This is a genomic window from Cedecea sp. VD22, assembly GCF_037150195.1.
Taxonomy (GTDB): Bacteria; Pseudomonadota; Gammaproteobacteria; order Enterobacterales; family Enterobacteriaceae; genus Cedecea.
In genome coordinates, this window is sequence record NZ_JBBCPX010000006.1 from 144,126 (window position 1) to 170,092 (window position 25,967).

Sequence of the window (25,967 nt, forward strand, 5' to 3'; positions counted from 1 at the left end):
TAATTGACAAGGTCGGGCTACCCCGATAGTCTGCTATTTTTACCCGGATAAAATAGGTCACCCATGTCTTCTGTCACCCTTACCGCCTTTATGCAGCGGCAGTTGATTGCCCACGGCAGCCTGAACGAACTGTTGCGGCAGCTAAAGGCCACGCCAATCGGTAACGAGCCGGTGTTTATCTTCCATGACCAGACCGGCAAACGGCTGGATATCCACGTCAACGGGGACGAAGCCAGCGTCATTGCGGCTTACCCGGAGTTGGCCGAACAGCTAACCGAAGAGACCGCTGCGGTTAAAACTCGCGGCAGGCCTAAGCTTGGCGTATCGGCGAAGGAGGTCACCCTGCTGCCCCGCCACTGGGAGTGGCTGGCCACGCAGCCGGGCGGCGCTTCTGCAACCTTACGTCGACTGATCGAACAGGCCAGAAAAGCCAGCGAACCGGCGGACAACAAGCGCCGCAGGCACGAAAGCGCCTACCAGTTTATGCACGAGGTGGCGGGCGATCTGCCGGAGTATGAAACTTGCCTGCGCGCGCTGTTTGCCGATGACGAAGCGGCCTTCAACGCCGCGATGGAAGGCTGGCCGCAGGATATTCGCCGCTATGCGGCAACGTTAGCTTTTGGCAAGCAGGAGTCCAAAAAATGACTGGGACACCAAACAAAAAAGATCTGAAGCAGAGCTATAAAGACAGCCCGACCACGGCGGGCATCTATTTGATAGCCAATACGCAAACCGGCCATAAGCTGCTCGCCAGCGCCGCAAACGCTCAGGGCGTGTTAAACCGCCATCTGTTTGAACTGAAGTTCGGGCAGCACCGCAATAAGGCGCTGCAGCTGGCCTGGAACCAGTATGGTGAGTCCGCTTTCGAGTTCACCGTGCTTGAAAAGGTCAAGCCGGATGAGCAAAACGTTAAAGCCGCGCTGGAAAATCTGCTGGAAGCCTGGCAGAAAAAACTGAGGATCGCCCATGAACACAGCGACTAACCTGCCGGTCTCCCTCTACTTCGACGGCTTCGGTGATAAAAAACACCCGGCAATAGTCCTGCTGCCGGGGCTGGGAAGCCAGAGCATCAGTTGGTCGCAGCGCTTTTGCCAGCGGCTGGCCGACGCAGGTTTCTATGTTTTACGGGCCGATAATCGCGACTGCGGGCTGTCCCCCTCCTTGAACCACGCGGGCGTGCCCGACCTGCAGGCGCTCTCCCAGGGCCAAAGGATCCCCATCGCCTATACGCTCCGGGACATGGCGGCGGACGTTGCCCTCACGCTGGACAACGCCGGTATTCCGGCGGTGCACATTGCTGGGCGCTCTATGGGCGGCATGATTGCCCAGCTGTTTGCCGCGCAATATCCGCAAAAAACGCTGTCTCTGTGCGCTATCATGTCCAGCACAGGCAATCCTCAGCTCCCGCCTCCGGCCCCGGATGTGATGGCAATGCTAATGGGGCCGAAGCCCGATCCGCATTCGCACCAAAGCGCCTGGCTTGAGCAGCAGCTCGCGTTCTTCAGGCGCATTGCCTCAACGCACCTCCCGTTTGACGAGGAGTACTACACGGTGCTGCTAAAAACCTCGCTGGCGCGCGCCAGTTCTGTGCCAGGCATGCTACGTCAGATTGCAGCGATGGCGGCCACAGGCGATCTTCGTCAGGAGATAAAACAGATCGTAGCCCCCACGCTGGTGCTTCACGGCACTCACGATCCCCTCTTCCCCGTAGAAGCCGGGCAGGACATTGCCGAGACGATCCCCGCCGCAAAATTGCAGCTCATTGCAGGCATGGGGCATGAAATTCCTCCTGCGCTGGAAGAAGACGTGGCCTCTCTGCTTCTCGCTCATTTTGCCGCTGGAAAATAACAGGAATAATTATGGTCACGTCCTCAAACACGACGCCTTACCTGCAGCCCACCCCGCAGGCCGCGCGACATTTTGTGATGAAACAAATTTACGGGGAGGTTTATATGCTCAACCTCCTGCGTTTTAGGGCAATGGCGGATTACTCAGCCACCCCGGAATTAATGCCGCTTAGCCCGATTAGCGGCGCGGAAGCTTTTCAGCGCTATATACAGCACACGCTGCCGTTTTTACGCCAAAGCGGCGGGGACATTATTTTCTTTGGCGCCGCAGACAGCTGGCTGATTGGCCCGCAGGATGAACGCTGGGACTGCGCCATGCTCGTGCGGCAGAGCAGTGCCGAAGCTTTTCTGGCCTTCGCGAATAATGAAGCCTGTATGCAGGGAATTGGCCATCGCACGGCGGCGCTGGAAGACTCTCGCCTGTTACCGATGACGCAGCGTGATGCCCTAATGTGAATAAGGCCTGGAGATAGAATGGATATTCCCTGCCCGAACATCGTTAATTACAATTATTCACATAAATTATTTATCGCTAACAAATAAACGTTTTTTAAATTAAATTAAATAGCATTTCATGCGCTTGTAAATTTAATAAATTGCTAATTTGTTAGCATTATGAAATTAATTAGACTTCACCTGCCGACCAATAAATTTTATTTAGGGGTTAATTCTGATGTCAGAAATTATTTCAACACCCGTTACTTATCAAGTCGAGAATCAAACCTTTGAAAGCGTACTGGTCTACCAGGAAAACCAAAGCGCTGCGCGGCCCGGCGTCCTGATCGCACCTAACTGGATGGGCGTGAGCGCTGGAGCGGTTGAACAGGCCAAAGGGATCGCCGCCCAGGGCTATGTCGTGCTAGTCGCCGATCTCTATGGCCAGGGCAAGCACCCTACCAACGCCGATGAAGCCGGTGCCCTGATGATGGGCGTGAAGGACACCCCGGCGGAAGTAGGCCGTATGCAGGCCGCGTTAGACACGCTTGCCACGCAGAAAATTGCCGCCGTCGACGGCAGCAAACTGGCGGTAGCGGGCTTTTGCTTCGGCGGGCACTGCGCGCTGGAGCTCGCAAGAAGCGGCGCGGATATCAAAGCGGCTGTTTCCTTCCACGGCACGCTGAATACCCTAAAAACCCACGCCGCCGGAGAGATCAAAGCCTCTATTCTGGTGCTGGACGGTGCGGAAGATCCGCTGGTGCCGCGCGAGCAGCTGAGCGAGTTTGTCAGCGAAATGAACGCCGCATCGGTAGACTGGCAGTTGGTGAGCTACGCCGGTGCCGTGCACTCGTTTACCGACCCGGGCGCGAACGTTGAAGGCGTCGCGAAATACCACCCGGAAGTGGCAAAACGCGCTTTCACCCAGATGTACACGCTGCTGCAAAACGTTTTTAACTGATGATGATGGCCTCTGTTCGCAGGGGCCGCTTTTTTACCCTTTCTCAAATGGTTTACACCTGGGTGCACTTTCCCGGACAATAGCCTTTTAACTTCAGGCTAACAACGTCATGAACCATCCACATCAAGCGCTGTTGAGCGCGGGCGGCATTTTGCTGCTGGCCTTTCTGTCATGCCTGCTGCTCCCGGCCCCGGCGTTAACGCTGACGCTGGCACAAAAGCTGATAGACACTTTCCACCTGGTCGACCTTAGCCAGCTTTACGTGATCCTGTTCTGCATCTGGTTCCTCGCTTTGGGCACCATTGAATATTATCTGCTGCGCTTTATCTGGCGCCGTTGGTTCACAATCACCCGCATCTGACTCAACGCCTGCCTCGTGCCGTTTCCCTGATAAACGGCACCGCCTCTAACCACGCCGCTTTACTCCCCTTTTCTCTGCCCCGGGCACACGCCAGTGTTATCTCCGTCAAATAACCACTAATACCAAAGGGGTAATCACCTACCCAATGTTTATCGAATTGATTTCACGCAATATCTGAATGGCTATAGCTGCTATTTTCGCCCGTACTAAAAACGTCATAACAATGAGGTGACGATGAACGTCAGTCGCAGGAAGTTTTTCAAAATCTGCGCCGGCGGAATGGCAGGTACAACGGCGGCGGTGCTGGGCTTTGTCCCAAAAGCCGCGCTGGCGGAAACGCGCAACTACAAGCTGCTGCGTGCAAAAGAGACTCGCAATAGCTGTACTTACTGTTCTGTTGGCTGTGGTTTATTGATGTATAGCCTCGGGGATGGCTCGAAAAATGCCAAATCCAGCATTTTCCATATTGAAGGGGACCCGGATCATCCGGTCAACCGCGGCGCGCTTTGCCCGAAAGGCGCGGGGCTGCTGGACTACATTCACAGCGATAATCGCCTGCGTTACCCAGAATACCGTGCGCCTGGGTCAGACAAATGGCAGCGCATCAGCTGGGACGAGGCGTTCTCCCGTATTGCCCGCCTGATGAAAGACGACCGCGATGCCAACTTCATCGAGAAAAATGAACAGAACGTGACGGTTAACCGCTGGCTTTCTACCGGGATGCTGTGCGCCTCGGCGGCCAGCAACGAAACCGGCATGTTAACCCAGAAGTTTGCCCGCTCGCTGGGCATGCTGGCGGTAGATAACCAGGCGCGCGTCTGACACGGACCAACGGTAGCAAGTCTTGCTCCAACATTTGGTCGCGGTGCGATGACCAACCACTGGGTTGATATCAAAAACGCCAACGTGGTGATGGTGATGGGCGGTAACGCCGCTGAAGCCCACCCGGTCGGTTTCCGCTGGGCGATGGAAGCCAAAAACAACAACGACGCCACGCTGATCGTGGTCGATCCGCGCTTCACCCGCACGGCATCGGTGGCGGACATTTACGCGCCGATCCGCTCCGGCACCGACATTACCTTCCTGTCGGGCGTGATTCTGTACCTGATCTCCAATAACAAAATCAACGCCGAATACGTCAAACACTACACCAACGCGGCCCTGCTGGTGCGTGAGGACTTTAGCTTCGAAGATGGCCTGTTCAGCGGCTACGACGAAGAAAAGCGCCAGTACGATAAAACCACCTGGAATTATCAGTTCGACGAAAACGGCTTTGCGAAGCGAGATGACACGCTAACCGACCCGCGCTGCGTCTGGAACCTGCTCAAAGAGCACGTTTCCCGCTACACGCCGGACGTCGTCGAGCATATCTGCGGCACGCCGCAGGCAGATTTCCTCAAAGTCTGTGAAGTGCTGGCCTCCACCAGCGCAGTCGATCGCACAACTACGTTCCTGTACGCGCTGGGCTGGACTCAGCACACCGTGGGCGCGCAAAACATCCGCACCATGGCGATGATCCAGCTGCTGCTCGGCAATATGGGAATGGCGGGCGGCGGCGTCAACGCGCTGCGTGGCCACTCCAACATTCAGGGCCTGACCGACCTCGGCCTGCTGTCCACCAGCCTGCCGGGCTACCTCTCTTTACCGTCCGACAAGCAAACCACGCTCGACGGTTACCTGGCCGCCAACACGCCAAAAGCGACGCTGCCGGGCCAGGTGAACTACTGGGGGAATTATCCGAAGTTCTTCGTCAGCCTGATGAAAACCTTCTACGGCGACGACGCGCAGAAAGAGAACGGCTGGGGCTTTGACTGGCTGCCGAAGTGGGATCAGGCGTACGACGTGCTGAAGTACTTCGACATGATGGATCGCAACCTCGTCACCGGCTACCTGTGCCAGGGCTTTAACCCTGTCGCCTCATTCCCGGATAAAAACAAGGTTGTCGCCAGCCTGAGCAAGCTGAAGTACATGGTGGTTATCGACCCGCTGGTGACGGAAACCTCCAACTTCTGGCAAAACCACGGCGAGATGAACGACGTTGACCCGGCGAAAATCCAGACCGAAGTGTTCCGCCTGCCGTCCACCTGCTTTGCGGAAGAAGATGGCTCCATCGCCAACTCGGGCCGCTGGCTACAGTGGCACTGGAAAGGCGCGGATGCGCCGGGTGAAGCGCTGAATGACGGGGAGATCCTTGCCGGACTTTACCACCGGCTGCGCCAGATGTACCAGGCCGAAGGCGGCAAAGGTATTGCGCCGCTGATGAAAATGCGCTGGCACTACGAGCAGCCCGATCATCCCGAGTCCGAAGAAGTCGCTCAGGAGAGCAACGGCTACGCGCTGGAAGATCTGTTTGACGCCAACGGCAACCTGCTGGCGAAAAAAGGCCAACTGCTTGATTCCTTCGCGCTGCTGCGTGATGACGGCTCCACGGCTTCCGGCTGCTGGATTTACGCCGGAAGCTGGACCAGTAAAGGCAACCAGATGGCAAACCGCGACAACGCGGATCCGTCCGGGCTGGGTAATACGCTGGGCTGGGCATGGGCGTGGCCGATGAACCGCCGCGTGTTATACAACCGCGCCTCGGCAGATCTGCAGGGCAAGCCGTGGGACGCCAAACGTATGCTGATTGAGTGGAACGGTACGAAATGGGTCGGGAACGATATCCCGGACTTCAGCACCGCCGCCCCGGACAGCGGCGTCGGGCCGTTCATCATGCAGCAGGAAGGTTTGGGCCGTCTGTTTGCCCTCGACAAACTTGCCGAAGGGCCGTTCCCGGAGCACTACGAGCCGTTTGAAACGCCGCTGGGCACCAACCCGCTGCACCCGAAAGTGGTTTCCAACCCGGCGGCGCGCCTGTACGAAGCGGACGCTAAACGCATGGGTAACAGGCAGCAGTTCCCGTATGTCGGCACCACTTATCGCCTGACTGAGCACTTCCACACCTGGACCAAGCACGCGCGGTTGAACGCCATCGTGCAGCCGGAACAGTTCGTAGAAATAAGCGAAGGGCTGGCGAAAGCGAAAGGCATTGCGCACGGCGATCGGGTGAAAGTCAGCAGCAAACGCGGCTTTATTAAAGCCGTGGCCGTGGTGACGCCACGCCTGCAAACCCTGCAGGCGGGCGGCCAGGAAATCGAAACCATCGGGATCCCGTTGCACTGGGGCTTTGAAGGCGTGGCCCGCAAGGGCTATCTCGCCAACACCCTGACGCCGTCGGTGGGTGACGCCAACTCGCAAACGCCGGAGTACAAGGCGTTTCTGGTCAACATTGAGAAGGCGTAAGGGAGGAAACAATGTCCATGCAATCTCAGGATATTATCAAACGCTCGGCGACCAACAGCTTCACCCCGCCGCCGCAAGCACGTGACTTCAAGGAAGAAGTCACCAAGCTCATCGATGTCACAAGCTGTATCGGCTGCAAGGCCTGCCAGGTGGCCTGCTCGGAGTGGAACGATATCCGCGACGAAGTCGGCCACTGCGTGGGGGTATACGACAACCCCGCTGACCTGAGCGCCAAGTCCTGGACGCTGATGCGTTTTTCAGAAACCCGTGAAAACGGCAAGCTGGAATGGCTGATCCGCAAAGACGGCTGTATGCACTGCGAAGATCCGGGCTGCCTCAAGGCCTGCCCGTCCGCTGGGGCAATTATTCAGTACGCCAACGGCATCGTAGACTTCCAGTCGGAGCACTGCATCGGCTGCGGCTACTGCATCGCGGGCTGCCCGTTCAACATCCCTCGCCTGAACAAAGACGATAACCGCGTGTATAAATGCACCCTGTGCGTTGACCGCGTTAGCGTAGGCCAGGAACCTGCCTGCGTGAAAACCTGCCCGACAGGTGCGATTCGCTTTGGTATTCGCAAAGAGATGCTGGACATGGCAGAGCAGCGCGTTGAGAAGCTGAAAAAACGCGGCTTTGAACAGGCGGGCGTTTACAACCCGCAGGGCGTGGGCGGCACACACGTCGTTTACGTGCTGCACCACGCGGACCAGCCAGAGCTGTACCACAACCTGCCGAAAGAGCCGAAGATTGATACCCCAATCAACCTGTGGAAAGGCATTCTGAAGCCGCTCTCGGCTGCCGGGTTTGTTGCTACCTTCGCGGCCCTGATTTTCCACTATGTCGGGATCGGGCCGAACGAAGAGGTGGACGAAGATGAGGAGGACAAGCATGAGTAAGATGATCGTCAGAACCAAATTCATCGACCGTGCCTGCCACTGGACGGTAGTGATTTGCTTCTTCCTCGTGTCGCTGTCCGGCATTGCCCTGTTCTTCCCGACGCTGCAATGGCTGACGGAAACCTTCGGCACGCCGCAGATGGGGCGCATTCTGCACCCGTTCTTCGGCGTGGCTATCTTTGTGGCGCTGATGTTTATGTTCGTGCGCTTCGTGCATCACAACATTCCCGACAAGCAGGATCTCCCCTGGCTGAAGGGCATTGTTGAGGTGCTGAAAGGCAACGAGCATAAAGTGGCGGACGTGGGCAAGTACAACGCCGGGCAGAAGATGATGTTCTGGAGCATCATGAGCATGATCTTCGTGCTGCTGGTGACCGGGATTATTATCTGGCGGCCCTGGTTTGCGCACTACTTCCCAATGTGGATGATTCGCTACAGCCTGCTTATCCACGCCGCTTCAGCCATTATTTTGATCCACGCCATCCTGATCCATATGTACATGGCGTTTTGGGTGAAAGGATCGATTAAAGGCATGGTCATTGGCAAAGTCAGCCGCCGATGGGCGAAGAAGCACCACCCGCGCTGGTATCGCGCCATCGAGGCTGAAGAAGCCAAAAAAGAGAGCCGGGAAGGCATAAACTAACCGCTCGTTTCCCCTCTTCCCGCTCGGGGAGAGGGGTTATCCCGGCTCAGCACAAAAGAATTGTGTTGTTTTGTATCCACGCCGCCCACGGCTAAATAACAAAACAAATCCCCTTCCCTCTGACACAGCCCACATACAAACCAGGCGTTAAATAAGCGCATCCGCCACCTTCAGGCGGCAACGTATTCAACGACCCGATATGTGAGGCCTATGATGAAACTGTTCCGCACCGTTATTCTCCCGCTCGTCCTGGCCGCTGCTGTAGCGCCTGCCTTTGCTGCCAAAGAAGTCCACAGCGCTCAGGGCCTGGTCAAAATTGGCACCGTCACAGAAAGCGATAGCACCACGCTGTCTCTCGATCAGCTCAATGAAAAACTGGCTGCAAAAGCTGAAAAAGCCGGGGCCAGCGCCTGGCGAGTGGTCTCCGCCGGCGGCAACAACAGCTACTTCGGCAGCGCCGATATTTACCGCTGATTTATTCCCTCCCCCTAAAACAGGAAAAGAAGATGAAACCCACGCGTAAAACGCTGCTGGCGCTGGCTGCGGCTGGCCTGATGACCGGATTTGCCGCCCAGGCGGAAACTCAGCACACCATCGTGTTAGTGCACGGCGCCTTCGCCGACGCGACCGGCAGTTGGGAGCAGGTGATCCCGGTTCTGCAAACGCGCCATTACGAAATCATCACCGCGCAGATCCCATTAACCTCACTCGCAGACGACGTGGCGGCGACCAAACGCGCCATCGCCCGTGCCAAAGGCGACGTTATTCTGGTAGGTCATTCCTGGGGCGGGACGGTGATTACCGAGGCGGGTAACGATCCGAAAGTGAAAGGCCTGGTGTACATCAATGCCTTTGCACCATCGCCGGGTCAGTCCACGGCCGATCTGGCCAACAGCTTCCCGGCCCCGCCCGGCAGCGCAAAAATCATCAAGGGTGCGGACGGCTTTCTGAGCCTCGATCCGAAGGCCGTCGCCACCGATTTTGCCCAGGATGCGACGCCTGAAGCGCAGAACATTATTGGCATCACCCAGATGCCGATCGCCGCCGCAAGCTTTACCGAAAAAGTGACCACCGCTGCCTGGCAGCAGAAACCGAGCTGGTTCCTGGTCGGCAGCAATGACCGGATGATCAACCCGGATCTGGAGCGAGCGATGGCGAAGAAAATTCACGCCCACGTCACCGAGTTACCGGTCAGCCATGTGCCGATGCTGTATGACCCGAAAAATGTCGCCCGCACGATATTTAAAGCCGTGAATATTACGTCGGGAAATTAATGCGTCTTATTCAATGAGGAGGAAATAACGCTCTCAATAAATAGCCGATGATTGCCGTCCCTAAATTCATTTTAATTATCTGGAGAACACGATGAACCGTATTGCTATGTCCGCGATTGCCCTGTCTTTGGTTTCTTTCAGCGCGGCATCTTTTGCCGCTGAATTAACCGGGCCAAACCTTGAGCGCTGTTTTGGCATTGCCAAAGCCGCAGACAACGACTGTAAGGCCGGCGCCGGTACCACCTGCGCGGGCACCTCCAAAGTCGATTACCAGAAAAATGCCTACAAAATGGTGCCAGCGGGGACCTGCACCGCGATCCAGACGCCGAATGGCCACGGCTCGCTGACCGAAGGCTAATCAAAGGGCCACTCCCATGACGATGACACACTCTTTAGGCGCCGGATTAAGCCTTAAGCCCGAGCATTACGCCGACGCCTGGGCCAGTCCATCCTCTCTCTGGTTCGAGGTTCACAGTGAAAATTATCTCATGGCGGGTGGCCCGCGCAGAGAGTGGCTGGTGGCCATCCGCCAGCAACACCCGATCTCGCTGCACGGCGTTTCGCTTTCACTGGCCGGTGACGAGCCACCGGACGCCCAACTGCTCGCGCAGCTAAAAGCGCTAGTGACTGACATCAAGCCAGCGCTTGTTTCCGAGCACCTCGCCTGGTCGCGCTGGAACGGGATTTATTATCCTGACCTGCTGCCGGTGCCGAGGACAACGCGGGTGATGCACCGCGTTATTGACAACATTAACCGCACGCAGGACACGCTGGGCTGCCAGATTTCACTGGAAAATCCTACGCACTATTTGCAGATGCCGGAACACGAATGGGATGAAATCGAATTTCTCGACGAAGTCAGCCGGCGGAGCGGATGCGGCCTGCTGCTGGATCTGAACAACGTCTGGCTCAGAGCCCACAACCTCGGCTTTGAGGCCGCAGCCTGGCTGAACCGTTTCCCGGTCGAACGTGTGACTGAGATCCACCTGGCGGGCTTTAGCCCCGACGAAGGGGGCAGCGATTTGCTGATCGACAGCCACGACCAGTCAATATCCGAGGAGGTCTGGCGGCTGTATACGCAACTGATTCAGCGGGCGGGAGCAAAACCCACGCTTATTGAACGGGATGACAACCTGCCTGCGTTTAACGTGTTGCTGGCCGAACAGCAGCGTGCCCAGCGCATCCTCGACACAATGGGAGCCGCCGTATGAGCACTCAGTTAAGCCGCTACCACGAGGCATTTATTGGCCTGTTATACGGTGAGGCTAGATCCGAGCTAAGCCATCTTCAGCATCAGCCCGGTATTGCCGTTTATCGCAACAGCGTGATCAAAGCCTGCGTTGACGCCCTGGACGCTAACTTCCCCAGCGTATCCAGGCTTACCGGAACCGATTTTTTCCGTGAAATGGCGCGCGGCTATGCGCTTGAACGCCCCCCATACGAAGGTGAACTGGTTCGCTATGGCGACGCCTTCCCCGCCTTTATTAGCGCTTATCCTCCGGCCAAAGAACTGACTTATTTAAGCGCCGTGGCCGAGCTGGACAAGCTGTGGCTGGAGGTGTTTTGTGCCCCGGCCTCGGCCCCGCTGGACGTGCATGCACTGGCAAACACCACGGCGGGTACCCTGGGCACCACATCATTACGGCTGCGGGACAGCGTTCGCTGGTACTGGCACCCCACGCTGCCTGTGTTCACGCTCTGGGCGTTCAACCGCGAACAAACCGCCGCGCCGGAGACGATTCACTGGCAGAGCGAAGGCGCTCTGCTGGTTCGCCACCAGCAGCGCATTTTTGCCGAACCCTTAAGCCAGGGCGGATCGGTCTTCCTGACTGCCTGCCGCTTGGGGGCAACCCTCGATCAGGCTAGCGAACAGGCCCTGGCTGCCGAGCCAGCCCTCGCCCTCGGCCCTTTTTTCAGCAACCTGCTTAGTCGCGGCGTGTTCGCCGCATTTTAATCACACCTTTTGAGGATAAATGATGAAAGTATCTGAACAACACATGACAGAACAAGGCGTGAGAGCGCTATGGAATAGACTCTGGGATCGCATCGAGAGAGGCGTCGGCGACAACTTGCTGTTGCTGATAGCCCGCGTGGGCGTTGCCGCCGTTTTCTTCCTTTCTGGCCGCACAAAAGTCACGGGGTTTATGACGCTAAAACCGTCCACCTACGAGCTGTTCCGCACCGAATATGCGCTGCCGCTTATCCCCTATGATATCGCCGCGCACCTGGCCACGCTGGCCGAACATACTTTCCCTGTTCTGCTGGTGCTGGGATTATTTTCACGCTTCGCTGCAACGGGATTGCTGTTTATGACCCTGGTGATTGAAATTTTTGTCTACCCGGACGCATGGCCCACGCACCTGATCTGGGGCGGATTACTGCTGCTGGTTATCGCCCGTGGCGCTGGCCGCTGGTCGCTGGACAGGGTTCTGAGGCTGGTATGAGAAAAACAGGCGAGGCACTTCATCTATCGCGCCTCGCCTGCTGCCTGTACGGCAGTGAACAAGAGCTTTTCACAGCTAACGCCTTGTTGAAACTGATAAAGCTGTCTCTTTTCTCCTTCCTGTCCTTTTTGGGACACGACTCTGCTGAATGGATAAATCAATGAGTTACGAAGTGGGCCAGGAAAAGGGTCTGCGCGTCTTCGGGCTTTGATGTCGCTGAACCAGAATAAAATCCTCTTATCACCAACGGCTCAGGAAGAGTATCTCAGCGCATCCACCAGCAGGGAGAACGCGGTCGTGTGCTGCTTACGGCTGGGGTAGTAAAGGTAATAACCTGGGAACGGTTTGCACCAGGACTCCAGAACCCGGACCAGCCGCCCTTCGGCAAGCTCATCGGAAACCGTGTCGCTCGGCACAAATGCCAGGCCGAGACCTTGCAGCGCGGCATCAATGCGCTGGCTCAGGCTGTTGAACGTTAGTTGCCCATCCACGCGAATTTTCAGCTCACGCCCGTCCTTTTCGAATTCCCACGCATACAGTCCTCCCAGGGTAGGCAGCCGCATATTGATACAATTATGCTGCTGGAGATCCTGCGGCGTCGCCGGGTAGCCATGTTTCGCAAAATAGGTCGGAGAACCAATGACCGACATAGTAAGCTCCGGGCCAACGCGCACGGCCACCATATCTTTTGCCACCTGCTCGCCGAGACGAATCCCGGCGTCGAACTGCCCGCTGACAATATCGGTCAGGGCGTTATCCACGCTGATTTCTACATTGATGTCCGGGTAGTCGACCAGGAAAGTTTTCAACACCGGCCATAAAACCGACTGCAAGCTGTGTTCGGCCGCATTGAGTCGAATATTGCCCGCCGGCCGCGCACGCATTTCACTCAACGCAACCAGCTCGTTTTCAAGATCCGCAAAGCGAGGCGACAGGCTGGCAAGCAGCTTTTCACCGGCTTCAGTGGGCGCGACGCTGCGCGTGGTGCGGGTCAGTAAGCGCAGTTGAAGACGCTCCTCAAGACCACGAATCGCGTGGCTGAGCGCGGACTGGGACACGCCAAGCTTTGCCGCTGCTCGGGTAAAGCTGCGCTCGCGTGCCACTTCGATAAATGACATTAGATCGTTGAAGTTTTCTTTCAGCATGGCCGAAACAAGCCTCACTAAGGAACAGAATATTCCCAGTATAGCGAGATTAATGAACTGGATTCATAAGCTCCTGTACTTTTCCCTGGCTAGTTCTCTACAGCGTTCGGGACTACCGTATGACAACGAACGATGACCTTCTCGACTGGAGCATTTGATGAAAATTATCCGCAGCGGTTCACAACCTTCACAGCAGGGCCCGGAAAGTTATTTCACCGGCACAGTACGCATTGATTCGCCTTTTAGTGGCACTGAAAACGCCCGCGTTGGCGGAGCAATTGTCACCTTTGAGCCGGGGGCACGCACGGCCTGGCATACTCATCCCCTCGGCCAGACGCTGATAGTCACCCAGGGGCGAGGCTGGCTTCAGGCATGGGGCGAAAAAATTCAGGAGCTGAATCAGGGCGATATCGCATGGATACCTGAAGGCGTTAAACACTGGCATGGCGCATCGCCGGAGACGGCAATGACGCATATCGCCATAGCGGAGTCCTTAAACGGCAGCCCCGTTGAGTGGCTGGAAAAAGTCAGTGACGAGCAATACAAAAAGTAAGCCGCGAAACCTGCGTTGTCATCCCCCCGGCAATCGCTTTCTCCCTTCACTGCTCTCCCGCCAGGAGAGCCGTTTTTTGGTCCTACCAATCTAACTAAAAACGTGCCCTTTTCTACAAAACGCTGATAAACACTCGTCAGGTCGTTGCCTTTCATTAACACAAGATTAACCATTAGCCATCATTTTCTCTACAAAGCAAAATTGGTCCTACCAATCTAATAAAAAACGATAAACGCCTCACCCTGGAGAACACCTGCATGCAAGTCTGGCCCCAACTCTACGACCCGCTCGGGAATATCTGGCTGTCGAGCCTGATTGCCGCGCTCCCTATTCTGTTTTTCTTCTTCGCGCTGATTAAGCTGCGGATGAAGGGCTACAAAGCGGCAACGATCACGGTATTTCTCGCCCTGCTGGTTGCCCTGTTTTTATACCGCATGCCGGTGGATCGCGCGCTTGCCTCGGTGGTGTACGGCTTCTTCTACGGCCTGTGGCCCATCGCCTGGATTATTGTGGCTGCGGTGTTTGTCTACAAAATTTCGGTCAAAACCGGGCAGTTCGACATTATTCGCTCCTCTATCCTGTCGATCACGCCGGACCAGCGCCTGCAAATGCTGATCGTCGGTTTCTCTTTCGGCGCCTTTCTGGAAGGGGCTGCCGGGTTTGGGGCGCCGGTTGCCATTACCGCAGCCTTGCTGGTCGGCCTCGGGTTTAAGCCGCTGTACGCCGCAGGTTTGTGCCTGATAGTGAACACCGCGCCGGTGGCCTTCGGCGCGATGGGGATCCCCATTATCGTTGCCGGACAGGTTACCGGCCTGGACAGCTTCGAAATCGGCCAGATGGTAGGCCGCCAGCTGCCGTTCCTGACGATCATTGTGCTGTTCTGGATCATGGCGATTATGGACGGCTGGCGCGGAATCAAAGAGACCTGGCCGGCGGTAATCGTAGCAGGCGGCTCGTTTGCTATCGCCCAGTATCTCAGCTCTAACTTTATCGGCCCCGAGCTGCCGGACATCATCTCTTCGCTGGTGTCGCTGGTGTGCCTGACGGCGTTCCTGCGGGTCTGGAAGCCGGTGCGCATTTTCCGCTTTGATAACGAGAACGCGGCTGCAACCGTGCAGGCGCAGACTGCGCAGAAATACACGACCGGGCAGATTGTCAAAGCCTGGATGCCGTTCCTGTTTTTAACGGCCACGGTTACGCTGTGGAGTATTCCGCCGTTTAAAGCACTGTTCGCCAAAGGCGGCGCGATGGCGGACTGGGTCTATAATTTCTCCGTGCCGTTCCTGGATAACCTTGTCGCCAAAATGCCGCCGGTCGTTACCGCCAGTGCGCCTTACGCCGCGGTGTTTAAGTTCGACTGGCTGTCAGCCACCGGCACGGCAATCCTGGTCGCGGCGCTGATCTCAATTGTTTACCTGCGCATGAAACCGAAAGCGGCGCTGGTTACTTTCGGTGAAACGCTCAAGGAGCTGGCGCTGCCGATTTACTCCATTGGCATGGTGCTGGCGTTTGCTTTTATCTCCAACTATTCCGGGCTGTCGGCGACGCTGGCCCTGGCGCTGGCGCATACCGGCCACGCGTTTACTTTCTTCTCGCCGTTCCTTGGCTGGCTGGGCGTGTTCCTCACCGGGTCGGACACCTCGTCTAACGCGCTGTTTGCCGCGCTGCAGGCCACGACCGCGCAGCAGATTGGCGTGTCGGACCTTCTGCTGGTGGCGGCCAATACTACCGGCGGCGTGACCGGGAAGATGATTTCACCGCAGTCGATAGCCATTGCCTGTGCGGCGGTGGGGCTGGTCGGGAAAGAGTCAGACCTGTTCCGCTTCACCGTGAAGCACAGCCTGATTTTCACCTGCATGGTGGGAGTGATTACCACGCTGCAGGCCTATGTTTTAACCTGGATGATCCCATGACCCAAGCTGTGCCGCGCCTTGCCGACCAGATGGTTGAGCGTGTTAAGGCGCTGATTGAAGAACGTAATCTGGAGGCGGGCATGCGGTTGCCCGCCGAACGCCAGCTGGCCGCCGAACTGGGCTGTTCGCGCTCGATTTTACGCGAGGCGATTCAAAAGCTGATTGGCGAAGGCGTGCTGGCCAGCCGGCGCGGCGGCGGCACTTATCTGCGCTACCAGACCGAACAATGGTCGGAACAGCGCATCGTACAGCCGCTGAAAACGCTGGTTGAGGGCGACCCTAATTACCAGTTGGATATCCTCGAAGCGAGGCACTCCATTGAAGGCAGTACGGCCTGGTACGCCGCCATGCGGGCGACGCAGGCCGACAAAGAAAAGCTGATCGCCTGCTTCGATGCCACGCTCAAATTTAAAGAGAGCGATGACCCGGATTTAGCCGCCCAGGCCGACGTCAGGTTTCACCTGGCGATTGCCGAAGCCTCCCACAATATCGTGCTGCTGCAGACCATGCGCGGGTTCTTCGACCTGCTGCAATCTTCGGTGCTGCACAGCCGCCAGCGCATGTACACCGTCCCGGCCATTTTTGCCGGGCTAACCGAGCAGCACGACGAGTTATTGCAGGCGATTCTGGCCGGAGACGCCGAGCGCGCAAGGCGAGCCGCCCAGTCGCACCTCGGCTACGTCCACACCACCATCAAAACTCTGCAGGAAGATGAAGCCCGTCAGGCACGCATTACCCGCCTCCCGGACGAAGCAAGTGATGAAATAAGGGAAAAGAAACGATGATTATTTCCGCAGCAACCGACTACCGTGCCGCCGCCGAGCGCATTCTGCCGCCTTTTTTATTCCACTACATTGACGGAGGAGCCTATGCCGAGCATACGCTGAAGCGCAACGTGGAAGATCTGGCGCAGGTGGCGCTGAAGCAGCGCGTGCTGAAAAACATGTCAGCGCTGAGCCTGGAAACCCGGTTGTTTAACGAAACGCTGTCTATGCCCGTCGCCCTCGGCCCTGTGGGGCTTTGCGGGATGTACACCCGCCGGGGAGAAGTTCAGGCCGCAAAAGCTGCCGCAGCAAAAGGCATTCCTTTTACCCTGTCGACGGTGTCCGTTTGCCCGATTGAAGAAGTCGCACCGGCGATTAACCGCCCGATGTGGTTCCAGCTTTATGTTTTGAAAGATCGCGGTTTTATGCGCAACGCGCTGGAGAGAGCGAAAGCCGCCGGGTGCTCCACGCTGGTATTTACCGTCGATATGCCGACGCCAGGGGCGCGCTATCGTGATGCTCACTCTGGCATGAGCGGCCCTAATGCCGCGATGCGCCGCTATTTCCAGGCGATGACGCACCCGCAGTGGGCATGGGACGTTGGCCTAAATGGCCGCCCTCACGATTTGGGCAATATTTCCACCTATCTCGGTAAACCAACCGGGCTGGAGGATTATATTGGCTGGCTGGCCAATAACTTCGATCCGTCCATTTCATGGAAAGATCTGGAGTGGATCCGCGAATTCTGGGACGGCCCAATGGTGATTAAAGGGATCCTCGACCCGGAAGATGCTCGCGATGCGGTACGCTTCGGCGCCGACGGGATCGTGGTGTCTAACCACGGTGGCCGCCAGTTGGACGGCGTGCTCTCTTCCGCCCGCGCCCTGCCCGCCATTGCCGACGCGGTAAAAGGCGATCTTACCATTCTGGCGGACAGCGGCATCCGCAATGGCCTGGACGTGGTACGTATGATTGCGCTTGGCGCTGACACTGTGCTGCTGGGGCGCGCTTTCCTGTATGCACTCGCCACTCATGGTGAGGCTGGCGTTAGCAATCTGCTGAACTTAATGGAGAAAGAGATGCGCGTGGCGATGACGCTCACCGGCGCGAAGTCCATTGCCGAAATCACCCCTGACCTGCTGGTTCGCCAGGGTTTATAGCGTACGGTCAGCCCGCAATCTCTGAAAAATGAATCCCCACCGCGTGCAGAACCTTTTTGGTGGTTTTGATGGTGGGGTTTCCACGCTCCGACAGCGTGCGGTACAGCGTTTCACGGTTTAGGTTTGCCGCTCTGGCAATCTCCGTAAAGCCACCTCTGGCTTCTACCAGCCGACGCATGGCAATGAGAAACACCGCTTCGCCGTCGTCACCGTCCAGCCCAATAAAAGCTTCTTTCAGGTACTCCACGGCGAAGGCACGATCGTCGCGGAGCATATCAATAACCGTTTGATCAAATTCGCTAAATTTCATTTTTTCTCCCTTGATGTTCAAGCCACCATTCTTTTGCACGTTCGATATCCGCCTGTTGATTGCGTTTATCTACCCCCGCCAGTAGCAGCCAGACTGCTTTGCCGTCCTGGCCGTAGTACACCCTATAGCCAGGCCCTTCATCGATGCGCATTTCCCATACGCCCTGTCCACAGGGTTTATGATCGCCAGGGTTACCAAAGGAAAGTCGGTCGATCCTCATGACTATTTTGGTTTTTGCCCTCGCATCTTTTAACGCCTTTAGCCAGGCTTTGAACGGCGTTTTTCCTTCTGTCGTTTTGAAGAACATAATCATGTACATCCTTGACTCCCTGAGTGTAGCTTTAAAGCAACGGTCAAGCACGAACAAAATTTAATCGCGCTTATTTTTCTCAGGGCAGGCTAACGAATTCTTGCTTGAGGTTGGTTGAAATCGTTCTTTGGTATGCAGGGTTTGCGGCACGGTTTCCGGGGAGTTATTCATCCTGGCTCGGGGCTTTCAAAAATATGCCTGAAAGCCCCTGGTTTATTTACTGCACAAATGCGGTCAGGCGGTTAAAGATGCCTGGGTCATCGGCGTGGCGAATGATCTGCACCACATCCTCCAGCTTATCGACCTGACTGACCATCTGCTCCAGCCGCTGATCGTCTGCTACCTGCAGCCAGATGCGGCTCTGATCGCCTTCCGGCAGCGGTAAACAGAGAATGCCTTCCACGTTAAATGCGCGGCGGGCAAACAGGCCGCAGATATGTGACATCACGCCCGGGTGGTTGCGCACCGTGAGTTCCAGAATGACGGTGGATTGTTTAGTGATAGATTGCTGCATGACTTACTCTCCAATCATCTGAGTGTTGGCGGCACCCGGCGGCACCATTGGGTAGACTTTTTCATCGGCGTCGATACGCACGTGGATCAGGCAAGGCCCAGGGCGAGAAATCGCTTCCTGCAGCGCGGCCTGGGGATCTTCCGCCTGGTTCAGGTCGCAGGTTGCCAGGCCAAAGCCGCGGGCGATGGTCAGGAAATCCGTCATGCCGGGGTAAGTCGCGGCGAAGATATTCTGCTGGTAGAACAGCGTCTGTTGCTGGTGTACCAGCCCCAGCGCCTGGTTGTTCATCAGAATGATTTTCACATCCAGATTATTTTCCGCCGCCGTCGCCATCTCCTGGATATTCATCATCAGGCTGCCGTCGCCGGAGAAGCACAGCACTTTACGGCCAGGTTCGGCCAGCGCCGCGCCAACCGCAGCCGGTAAGCCAAAGCCCATGGTGCCCAGGCCGCCGGACGTCAGCCACTGGCGCGGACGGCTGAGCGGATAAGCCTGAGCCACCCACATCTGGTGCTGGCCTACGTCTGTGGTAACAATAGCCTCATCGTCTACGCAGGCCGCTGCGGCTTTGATCAGTCCATAAGGCATCAGCGGATTATCTGCCCCCGGCGTGGCAAATGGGAACTCACGCTGCAACTCGCTCACCGTCTGCAGCCACTCGCTGCGCCGGGCGTTTTTGGTCTGCGGAATAAGCTGACTCAGCACTTCACGTACGTCACCGCGAATCGCCACGTTGGCCTGCTTAATTTTGCCCAGCTCGGCACGATCGATATCAACGTGGATAATTTTGGCATTCGGGCAAAACTCCTCAGTTTTACCAATGGCACGGTCGTCAAAGCGTGCGCCCAACACGATCAACAGATCGGCTTCGTGCAGGATAAAGTTGGTGCTCCGCGCGCCATGCATTCCCAGCATTCCCAGAGAGAGCGGATGTCGGGCGGGGATCGTCCCCAGTGCCATCAACGTCATGGTTGTCGGCAGCCCGGCACGCTCCGCCAGCTCTCGCGCCTGCTCCGCTGCACCCGCGCTGATAATGCCGCCGCCCAGATAAAGCACCGGGCGTTTGGCTTCGTTGATCATCGCTGCCGCACGGGCGATGTCCTGATGGTCAAAGGCCGGGGCAGCGGAAGGCGCGGCTACCGCGGGCAGTTCGGCAATGTCGATTTCAGCGGTCTGAATGTCTTTAGGAATATCGATCCAGACGGGCCCTGGGCGGCCGGACTGTGCGATACGAAAAGCGTCGGTAATCACCTGCGGCAGCTCGTCAATGCTGCGCACCAGGTAGTTATGCTTGGTGATAGGAATCGAAATACCGTAGGTGTCCACTTCCTGGAAAGCATCGGCGCCAATCATTGAAGTGGGGACCTGGCCGGTGATACAAACCAGCGGAATAGAGTCGAGACGCGCGTCGGCAATGGCGGTGACAAGGTTTGTGGCCCCCGGCCCGCTGCAGGCGATGCAGACCGCCGGTTTGCCGCTGGTACGCGCCATACCCTGCGCCATAAATCCCGCGCCCTGCTCGTGGCGAGCCAGAACGTGGCGAATGCGGGGGCTTTGGCTCAAGGCATTGTAGAGCGGCAGTACGGTGCCACCGGGAATGCCACTAACCGTTGTAATGCCATGATGCTCCAACATTTTTACAATCAGCTGGGCGCCGGTGATGCGTTGTGCGGGTGTGTCCGAAATTGCCATGCTCCAGTCCTTATAATTAGCCGGTTCGCTTCTGGGCAGGCACTTAAAACAAGAAACCCCGCCCGGTTTGCGCCGGCGGGGTTTGGAATCGATGCGTTGATTCAGTCCCTACGGCGCATTGCCGACGACCACCACCACACGCACGACGACCACCGCGGCTGGTAGCGCGGTAACTAGTAGGGTCGAAGTCTGCAGGGAATGAGTCATGGGTTTCCTGAATCAAGATTAAAAGTCGATATTGATAAAATCATACTCGCTGGTTTCGCACAACAGGATTTTTAACGTCAGCTAAAAAACGAGCTAAATGTCACATTTTTGTTAAATGCTAAGTCTTAGCAGCAGCGTCCGCCGCCTTTACCGCTGTAGCGGGCATCCTGACGCTCGCGGAAAAATTCTTCATAGGTCATTGGCGTCTGCTCAGGGTGCGTCAGACGCATGTGCTGCACGTAGTTGTCGTAGTCGGGTACGCCAATCATCAGCTTCGCGGCCTGACCGAGGTATTTCCCGGCTTTGGCTAGACTATCGAACATGGTACCTCCAGTGGGTTGCCCCTCGCCCCAGCCCTCTCCCCAAAGGGCAGAGGGAAAAAGATAAAAAATGCGCCCTTCTCCGCTCAGAGCTAAGGTAAAACCCAATTTATCCCCTCTCCCTTTCAGGGAGAGGGTTAGGGTGAGGGTAAAATCAATGTACGCTCTTCGCCTGCGCCACGATCTGTTCGTAATTCTCAGGCATCGGCTCATACGGCGTTTCGCTCGACGTCGGTGGCTCAGACTTCAGCGCCTTAAGCGCAGTTTTCAGCGAGAACCAGCCGAGCACCACAACCACCACCATAAAGAAGATGGTCAGCCCCGCATCCAGGCGGTTGTTAAACACCAACTGGCTGAGCTGCGACTGCGTGTACTGCGCCGGAATATTACCGCTGTCGATCATCGCCTGGAACTTATTGGCGATGGCGAGGAAGCCCACTTTTGCATCCGAGCTGAACGCTTTCTGCCAGCCTGCGGTTAACGTGCACACCAGCAGCCAGGCGGTCGGCATCAGCGCCACCCAGGCATAGCGCTGCTTCTTCATTTTGAACAGCACAACGGCGCACAGCATGAGCGCCATGCCCGCCAGCATCTGGTTGGCGATACCGAACAGCGGCCACAGCGTGTTAATGCCGCCCAGCGGATCGACCACGCCCTGATGCAGGAAGTAACCCCAGGCGAGCACACAAAGCCCGGTGGCAAGCAGGTTGGCCGGCAGCGAATCCGTCCGTTTCAGTCCCGGAGAGATTACGCCCAGCAGATCCTGCAGCATAAAACGTGCCGCACGAGTCCCGGCATCCACCGCCGTCAGGATAAACAGCGCTTCAAACAGGATGGCAAAGTGGTACCAGAACGAGACGTCCATCAGCCCGCCGAGCGCGCCGTGCAGAATATATGCCATGCCAACGGCCAGCGTTGGTGCCCCACCGGCGCGGGAGATGATGCTCTGTTCGCCCACTTCGTTGGCAATGTTGGTCAGCGTTTCCGGAGTGATATGGAAGCCCCACCCGCTCACCACCTGCGCGGCAGAAGCGACAACATCCGCCGTGCCAGCAGGCGCCAATACAGCCATCGGGCTGTTCATCGCGAAGTACACGCCCGGATCGATGATACAGGCTGCCACCAGCGCCATGATCGCTACGAAGGACTCCATCAACATGCCGCCGTAGCCAATGAAGCAGGCCTGATTTTCGTTCGCCAGCATTTTTGGCGTGGTGCCGGAAGCAATCAGCGCGTGGAAGCCGGAAACGGCCCCACAGGCGATGGTGATAAACAGGAACGGGAACAGATCCCCACTCCAGACCGGGCCGGTGCCATCAATGAATTTTGTTAATGATGGCATTTGCAGCGTCGGACGCATGATCAAAATGCCGATAGCCAGCCCGATGATGGTGCCGATTTTCAGGAAGGTGGAGAGGTAATCACGCGGGGCCAGCAGCAGCCACACCGGCAGCACCGAGGCCACAAAACCGTACCCTACCAGCATCCAGGTGAGCTGCACGCCCGTAAAATCAAAGTACGGCGCCCAGGCCGGGCTCTCCGCTACCCAGCCGCCGGAAATAATGGCAAACACAAGCATCACCAGGCCAATCACCGACACTTCGCCGATACGCCCCGGGCGCAAATAGCGAATGTAGACGCCCATAAACAGCGCCAGCGGGATGGTAAAGGCCACGGTGTAAGTCCCCCACGGGCTGTGGGTTAACGCCTTCACCACGATCATTGCCAGCACGGCCAGGATAATCACCATGATCATAAAGCAGGCGACCAGTGCGATAACCCCCGCAGTGTTGCCCATTTCTTCTTTAACTAACTCCCCCAGCGAACGCCCGTTGCGACGCGTGGAGACAAACAACACCATAAAGTCCTGCACGGCGCCCGCCAGTACCACGCCTGCCAGCAGCCAAAGCATGCCCGGCAGGTAACCCATTTGCGCGGCAAGCACCGGTCCCACCAGCGGCCCCGCCCCGGCGATGGCGGCAAAGTGGTGGCCAAACAGCACTTTTTTATCCGTTGGGACGTAATCAAGGCCGTCATTGTTTCGCACGGCCGGCGTCATGCGCGTGGCATCCACCGTTAGCACGCGTTTAGCGATAAACAAACCGTAGTAACGATAGGCAATCAGGTAGATACAAACTGAGGCAATAACAATCCACAGCGCATTTATCTGTTCACCGCGATTCAGTGCGATGTAGCCGAGGGCGAATGCGCCGATCAAAGCGAGCACGACCCAGACGAGGTGTTTCCCAAATCTATCCATCAATTTTGTCCGTTTTCTAAGTGGATACCGAGAGTTGTTACATTTTGTTTCTAGCCTGGAATAGCGATTCTCACAATCGGAAGGGGGCAAAACACGGGGCATTTACCTCAGTTTGTTAATGAGATCACCTAAATATGTATCGGAACCGTAACAGCAGAAGGTCAATTGTGGAGCATCAGGTTAATGAATGATTGATACGGGGAGTAATAACCCAGGCTGATTAATTAGCGGCTTTAATAGATTGCAAAAATGCAATTGATAAAGGCATTGATAATTGTTTTCATTTGCAATAGCGTGTTTCCGCACTTTCAACTCCAGGCACTTTTGCCGCGTCCTTCCTCGTTTGGGAAAGGAACTTAAGGGACGCAGGCGGTGACACTCAGGATAAATAATGAACAATACATTATCGTACTCCCTCGCCACACTGGTGAGTCTGGGCTTCTACGGCACCGCTTTTTCAGCGGCAGCAGCAGAGGTACCCCCCGCTGAAAACGAAGACACGCTCGTCGTCACCGCAGCCCAGCAAACGCTGCAGGCACCCGGCGTGTCGGTGATTACTTCCGACGAATTAAAGAAGCACCCGGTCGCGCGCGATGTCTCTGAAATCATTCGCACCATGCCGGGAGTTAACCTGACCGGCAACTCCACCAGCGGGCAGCGCGGCAACGGCCGCCAGATCGACATTCGCGGTATGGGGCCAGAAAACACGCTGATCCTGGTTGACGGTAAACCCGTCACCAGCCGCAATTCAGTGCGCCTGGGCTGGCGCGGCGAGCGTGATACCCGCGGCGATGCCTCCTGGGTTCCACCGGAAATGATCGAACGCATTGAGGTCCTGCGCGGCCCGGCAGCAGCCCGCTACGGCAATGGGGCGGCTGGCGGCGTGGTGAACATCATCACCAAACGCAGCAGCAACGAATTCCACGGCAGCTGGAACACCTATTTCAATGCCCCGGAGCACAAAGATGAAGGCGCAACGAAACGCACCAACTTCAGCCTGACCGGGCCGCTCGGTGACGACGTGAGTTTCCGCCTCTACGGCAACCTCGATAAAACGCAGGCGGACGCCTGGGACATCAACCAGGGGCACCAGTCACTGCGCACCGGGTCTTACGCCAACACGCTGCCAGCGGGCCGAGAAGGCGTTATCCATAAAGACCTGAACGGAATGATCCGCTGGGAATTTGCCCCGATGCAGGCGCTGGAGTTTGAAACCGGCTACAGTCGCCAGGGGAATCTCTATTCAGGTGATACACAGAATACGAATACCAGCCAGTTGGTGAAGGACAACTACGGCAAAGAGACCAATCGCCTCTACCGCCAGACCTATGCCGTGACCTGGACCGGCGGCTGGGATAACGGCGTCACCACCAACACTTATGCGCAATACGAACACACCCGTAACTCGCGCATGAATGAGGGCCTGGCGGGCGGCACGGAGGGGATTTTCTCCAACAACCAGTTCTCAGATATCGATCTCAGCGATGTCATGCTGCACAGCGAAGCAAGCATTCCGTTTACCCTGTTGGTGAATCAAAACCTCACCGTCGGTAGCGAATGGAATCAGCAGCGCATGAAAGACGGTACCTCCAACACCCAGTCGTTAAGCGAAGGCGGGCCGATTCCGGGGCTCTCATCCACCGGCCGAAGCCCTTATTCCAAAGCGGAGATCTTCTCTCTGTTTGCCGAAAACAATATGGAGCTAACCAGCAGCACCATGCTGACGCCGGGTCTTCGGTTCGATCATCACTCCATCGTGGGGGATAACTGGAGCCCGTCGCTGAATCTGAGCCAGGAATTGGTGGAAGACTTGACGCTGAAGCTCGGTATTGCCCGGGCTTATAAAGCGCCAAGTCTGTATCAGACCAACCCGAACTACATCCTTTACAGCCGCGGTCAGGGCTGTGCGGCCAGCGGCGGGGCGTGTTATCTGATGGGGAATGAGGATCTGAAAGCCGAAACCAGCGTCAACAAAGAAATTGGCCTGGAGTTCAAGCGTGACGGCTATCAGGCCGGGATCACCTGGTTCCGGAACGACTATCGCAACAAAATTGAATCCGGCTATTCACCTATTGCCTCTAACAGCAAGAAAACCGACATCTACCAGTGGGGCAACGTGCCTAAAGCGGTGGTGGAAGGTCTTGAAGGTACGATTAATCTGCCGCTGACGGAGACCGTAAGCTGGAATAACAACCTGACTTACATGCTGCAAAGTAAAAATAAGGAAACCGGCGATCGCCTGTCGATCATCCCTGAATACACGCTTAACTCCACGCTTAGCTGGCAGGTTCGCCCGGACATTTCGCTGCAAAGCACCCTGACGTGGTACGGCAAACAGGCACCGAAGAAGTACAACTATAAGGGAGTTCCTGTCACCGGCAGCGACACCAACGAGGTCAGCCCTTATAGCATCCTTGGCATGAGCGCGACCTGGGACGCGACCAAAAACGTCAGCTTCACCGCCGGGATCGACAACCTGCTGGATAAGCGCCACTGGCGCGCAGGTAACGCCCAGACCACCGGGAATGACACGACCAAATCCTACATGTACGGCGCTGGCGCGGAGACCTACAACGAGCCTGGCCGCACGTACTACATGAGCGTCAATACGCACTTCTAAGCTCGGTTCGGGAGGCTAATAAGCCTCCCAAATTGATCGCCAACGGCCGAAAAACA

Annotated in this window: 28 protein-coding genes; 20 read left to right on the top strand and 8 right to left on the bottom strand. The window is 56.8% G+C overall.

Going from position 1 to position 25,967, the window contains the following annotated elements; genetic code table 11:
• Window positions 1-63: 63 nt before the first annotated feature.
• From WFK85_RS13615 to WFK85_RS13685, 15 genes are all read left to right on the top strand, one after another.
• Complete coding sequence (locus tag WFK85_RS13615) at window positions 64-645, top strand: DUF2239 family protein (RefSeq protein ID WP_336708345.1); 582 nt, start codon at window positions 64-66, stop codon at window positions 643-645.
• Complete coding sequence (locus WFK85_RS13620) at window positions 642-983, top strand: GIY-YIG nuclease family protein (RefSeq protein WP_336708343.1); 342 nt, start codon at window positions 642-644, stop codon at window positions 981-983. The genes WFK85_RS13615 and WFK85_RS13620 overlap by 4 nt, the downstream gene beginning before the upstream one ends.
• A complete protein-coding gene (locus tag WFK85_RS13625) occupies window positions 967-1,848 on the top strand; it encodes an alpha/beta fold hydrolase (RefSeq protein ID WP_336708342.1) in 882 nt (293 codons plus the stop codon). Before WFK85_RS13620 ends, WFK85_RS13625 begins: the two co-directional genes overlap by 17 nt.
• Before the next feature lie 11 nt (window positions 1,849-1,859).
• Window positions 1,860-2,303 (top strand): hypothetical protein, encoded by a 444-nt coding sequence (locus WFK85_RS13630; RefSeq protein WP_008460547.1) that lies wholly within the window; start codon window positions 1,860-1,862, stop codon window positions 2,301-2,303.
• 217 nt (window positions 2,304-2,520) lie between these two features.
• Window positions 2,521-3,243 (top strand): dienelactone hydrolase family protein, encoded by a 723-nt coding sequence (locus WFK85_RS13635; RefSeq protein WP_166994465.1) that lies wholly within the window; start codon window positions 2,521-2,523, stop codon window positions 3,241-3,243.
• A 109-nt stretch (window positions 3,244-3,352) separates the two neighbouring features.
• A complete protein-coding gene (locus tag WFK85_RS13640) occupies window positions 3,353-3,604 on the top strand; it encodes a DUF1158 family protein (protein WP_008460543.1) in 252 nt (83 codons plus the stop codon).
• A gap of 234 nt (window positions 3,605-3,838) precedes the next feature.
• The gene (gene fdnG / locus WFK85_RS13645; protein WP_336708339.1) at window positions 3,839-6,886 is read left to right on the top strand and encodes a formate dehydrogenase-N subunit alpha; all 3,048 of its coding nucleotides are present in this window, start codon (window positions 3,839-3,841) and stop codon (window positions 6,884-6,886) included.
• Between the two features lie 11 nt (window positions 6,887-6,897).
• Window positions 6,898-7,782 carry a formate dehydrogenase subunit beta gene (gene fdxH, locus WFK85_RS13650; protein WP_008460538.1) on the top strand — a complete coding sequence of 295 codons (885 nt, stop codon included), beginning with the start codon at window positions 6,898-6,900 and terminating at the stop codon, window positions 7,780-7,782.
• Window positions 7,760-8,425, top strand: a complete 666-nt coding sequence (gene fdnI / locus WFK85_RS13655; protein WP_034809921.1) for a formate dehydrogenase-N subunit gamma — start codon at window positions 7,760-7,762, stop codon at window positions 8,423-8,425. Before fdxH ends, fdnI begins: the two co-directional genes overlap by 23 nt.
• 210 nt (window positions 8,426-8,635) lie before the next feature.
• Entirely contained in the window at window positions 8,636-8,899 is a 264-nt protein-coding gene (locus WFK85_RS13660; protein ID WP_157141438.1) for a DUF1471 domain-containing protein, read from the top strand.
• Between the two features lie 32 nt (window positions 8,900-8,931).
• Complete coding sequence (locus WFK85_RS13665; protein ID WP_008460535.1) at window positions 8,932-9,699, top strand: alpha/beta fold hydrolase; 768 nt, start codon at window positions 8,932-8,934, stop codon at window positions 9,697-9,699.
• A 91-nt stretch (window positions 9,700-9,790) separates the two neighbouring features.
• Window positions 9,791-10,057 carry a BufA1 family periplasmic bufferin-type metallophore gene (locus tag WFK85_RS13670; protein ID WP_008460533.1) on the top strand — a complete coding sequence of 89 codons (267 nt, stop codon included), beginning with the start codon at window positions 9,791-9,793 and terminating at the stop codon, window positions 10,055-10,057.
• 16 nt (window positions 10,058-10,073) lie between these two features.
• Complete coding sequence (gene bufB, locus WFK85_RS13675; RefSeq protein WP_336708336.1) at window positions 10,074-10,910, top strand: MNIO family bufferin maturase; 837 nt, start codon at window positions 10,074-10,076, stop codon at window positions 10,908-10,910.
• Window positions 10,907-11,653: a DNA-binding domain-containing protein gene (locus WFK85_RS13680; RefSeq protein ID WP_336708334.1), complete on the top strand. Its 747-nt coding sequence runs from the start codon at window positions 10,907-10,909 to the stop codon at window positions 11,651-11,653. Before bufB ends, WFK85_RS13680 begins: the two co-directional genes overlap by 4 nt.
• 19 nt (window positions 11,654-11,672) lie before the next feature.
• Complete coding sequence (locus WFK85_RS13685; protein ID WP_286180285.1) at window positions 11,673-12,143, top strand: DoxX family protein; 471 nt, start codon at window positions 11,673-11,675, stop codon at window positions 12,141-12,143.
• 251 nt (window positions 12,144-12,394) lie between these two features.
• On the opposite strand, the gene WFK85_RS13690 is transcribed toward WFK85_RS13685, so the two are convergent.
• Window positions 12,395-13,288, bottom strand: coding sequence for a LysR family transcriptional regulator (locus WFK85_RS13690; protein WP_008454704.1), 894 nt, complete (start codon window positions 13,286-13,288; stop codon window positions 12,395-12,397).
• A 157-nt stretch (window positions 13,289-13,445) separates the two neighbouring features.
• Between WFK85_RS13690 and WFK85_RS13695 the strand changes: the two genes are divergently transcribed.
• The 4 genes from WFK85_RS13695 (at window position 13,446) to lldD (ending at window position 17,678) form a co-directional block, all read left to right on the top strand.
• Window positions 13,446-13,841, top strand: coding sequence for a (R)-mandelonitrile lyase (locus WFK85_RS13695; protein ID WP_336708332.1), 396 nt, complete (start codon window positions 13,446-13,448; stop codon window positions 13,839-13,841).
• Between the two features lie 257 nt (window positions 13,842-14,098).
• Entirely contained in the window at window positions 14,099-15,754 is a 1,656-nt protein-coding gene (gene lldP, locus WFK85_RS13700; protein WP_166994457.1) for an L-lactate permease, read from the top strand.
• Window positions 15,751-16,539: a transcriptional regulator LldR gene (gene lldR / locus WFK85_RS13705; protein WP_166866296.1), complete on the top strand. Its 789-nt coding sequence runs from the start codon at window positions 15,751-15,753 to the stop codon at window positions 16,537-16,539. The genes lldP and lldR overlap by 4 nt, the downstream gene beginning before the upstream one ends.
• Window positions 16,536-17,678, top strand: coding sequence for an FMN-dependent L-lactate dehydrogenase LldD (gene lldD / locus WFK85_RS13710; RefSeq protein WP_336708329.1), 1,143 nt, complete (start codon window positions 16,536-16,538; stop codon window positions 17,676-17,678). The genes lldR and lldD overlap by 4 nt, the downstream gene beginning before the upstream one ends.
• A gap of 7 nt (window positions 17,679-17,685) precedes the next feature.
• Here lldD and WFK85_RS13715 read toward each other — a convergent pair whose 3' ends face one another.
• The 7 genes from WFK85_RS13715 to cstA form a co-directional block, all read right to left on the bottom strand.
• Complete coding sequence (locus WFK85_RS13715) at window positions 17,686-17,988, bottom strand: addiction module antidote protein (RefSeq protein WP_008454699.1); 303 nt, start codon at window positions 17,986-17,988, stop codon at window positions 17,686-17,688.
• Entirely contained in the window at window positions 17,978-18,307 is a 330-nt protein-coding gene (locus WFK85_RS13720; protein ID WP_336708326.1) for a type II toxin-antitoxin system RelE/ParE family toxin, read from the bottom strand. Before WFK85_RS13720 ends, WFK85_RS13715 begins: the two co-directional genes overlap by 11 nt.
• A gap of 208 nt (window positions 18,308-18,515) precedes the next feature.
• Window positions 18,516-18,812 carry an acetolactate synthase small subunit gene (ilvN, locus tag WFK85_RS13725; protein WP_008454697.1) on the bottom strand — a complete coding sequence of 99 codons (297 nt, stop codon included), beginning with the start codon at window positions 18,810-18,812 and terminating at the stop codon, window positions 18,516-18,518.
• A gap of 3 nt (window positions 18,813-18,815) precedes the next feature.
• A complete protein-coding gene (gene ilvB, locus WFK85_RS13730; RefSeq protein WP_336708324.1) occupies window positions 18,816-20,504 on the bottom strand; it encodes an acetolactate synthase large subunit in 1,689 nt (562 codons plus the stop codon).
• Window positions 20,505-20,612: 108 nt separating this feature from the next.
• Window positions 20,613-20,711, bottom strand: coding sequence for an ilvB operon leader peptide IvbL (gene ivbL, locus WFK85_RS13735; RefSeq protein ID WP_071842708.1), 99 nt, complete (start codon window positions 20,709-20,711; stop codon window positions 20,613-20,615).
• Between the two features lie 125 nt (window positions 20,712-20,836).
• Window positions 20,837-21,034, bottom strand: coding sequence for a YbdD/YjiX family protein (locus WFK85_RS13740; protein WP_166866308.1), 198 nt, complete (start codon window positions 21,032-21,034; stop codon window positions 20,837-20,839).
• 151 nt (window positions 21,035-21,185) lie between these two features.
• Complete coding sequence (gene cstA / locus WFK85_RS13745; RefSeq protein ID WP_336708319.1) at window positions 21,186-23,291, bottom strand: pyruvate/proton symporter CstA; 2,106 nt, start codon at window positions 23,289-23,291, stop codon at window positions 21,186-21,188.
• Between the two features lie 391 nt (window positions 23,292-23,682).
• On the opposite strand from cstA, the gene WFK85_RS13750 reads away from it, so the two are divergent.
• Entirely contained in the window at window positions 23,683-25,911 is a 2,229-nt protein-coding gene (locus WFK85_RS13750) for a TonB-dependent siderophore receptor (RefSeq protein WP_336708316.1), read from the top strand.
• The last annotated feature ends 56 nt before the right edge of the window (window positions 25,912-25,967 follow it).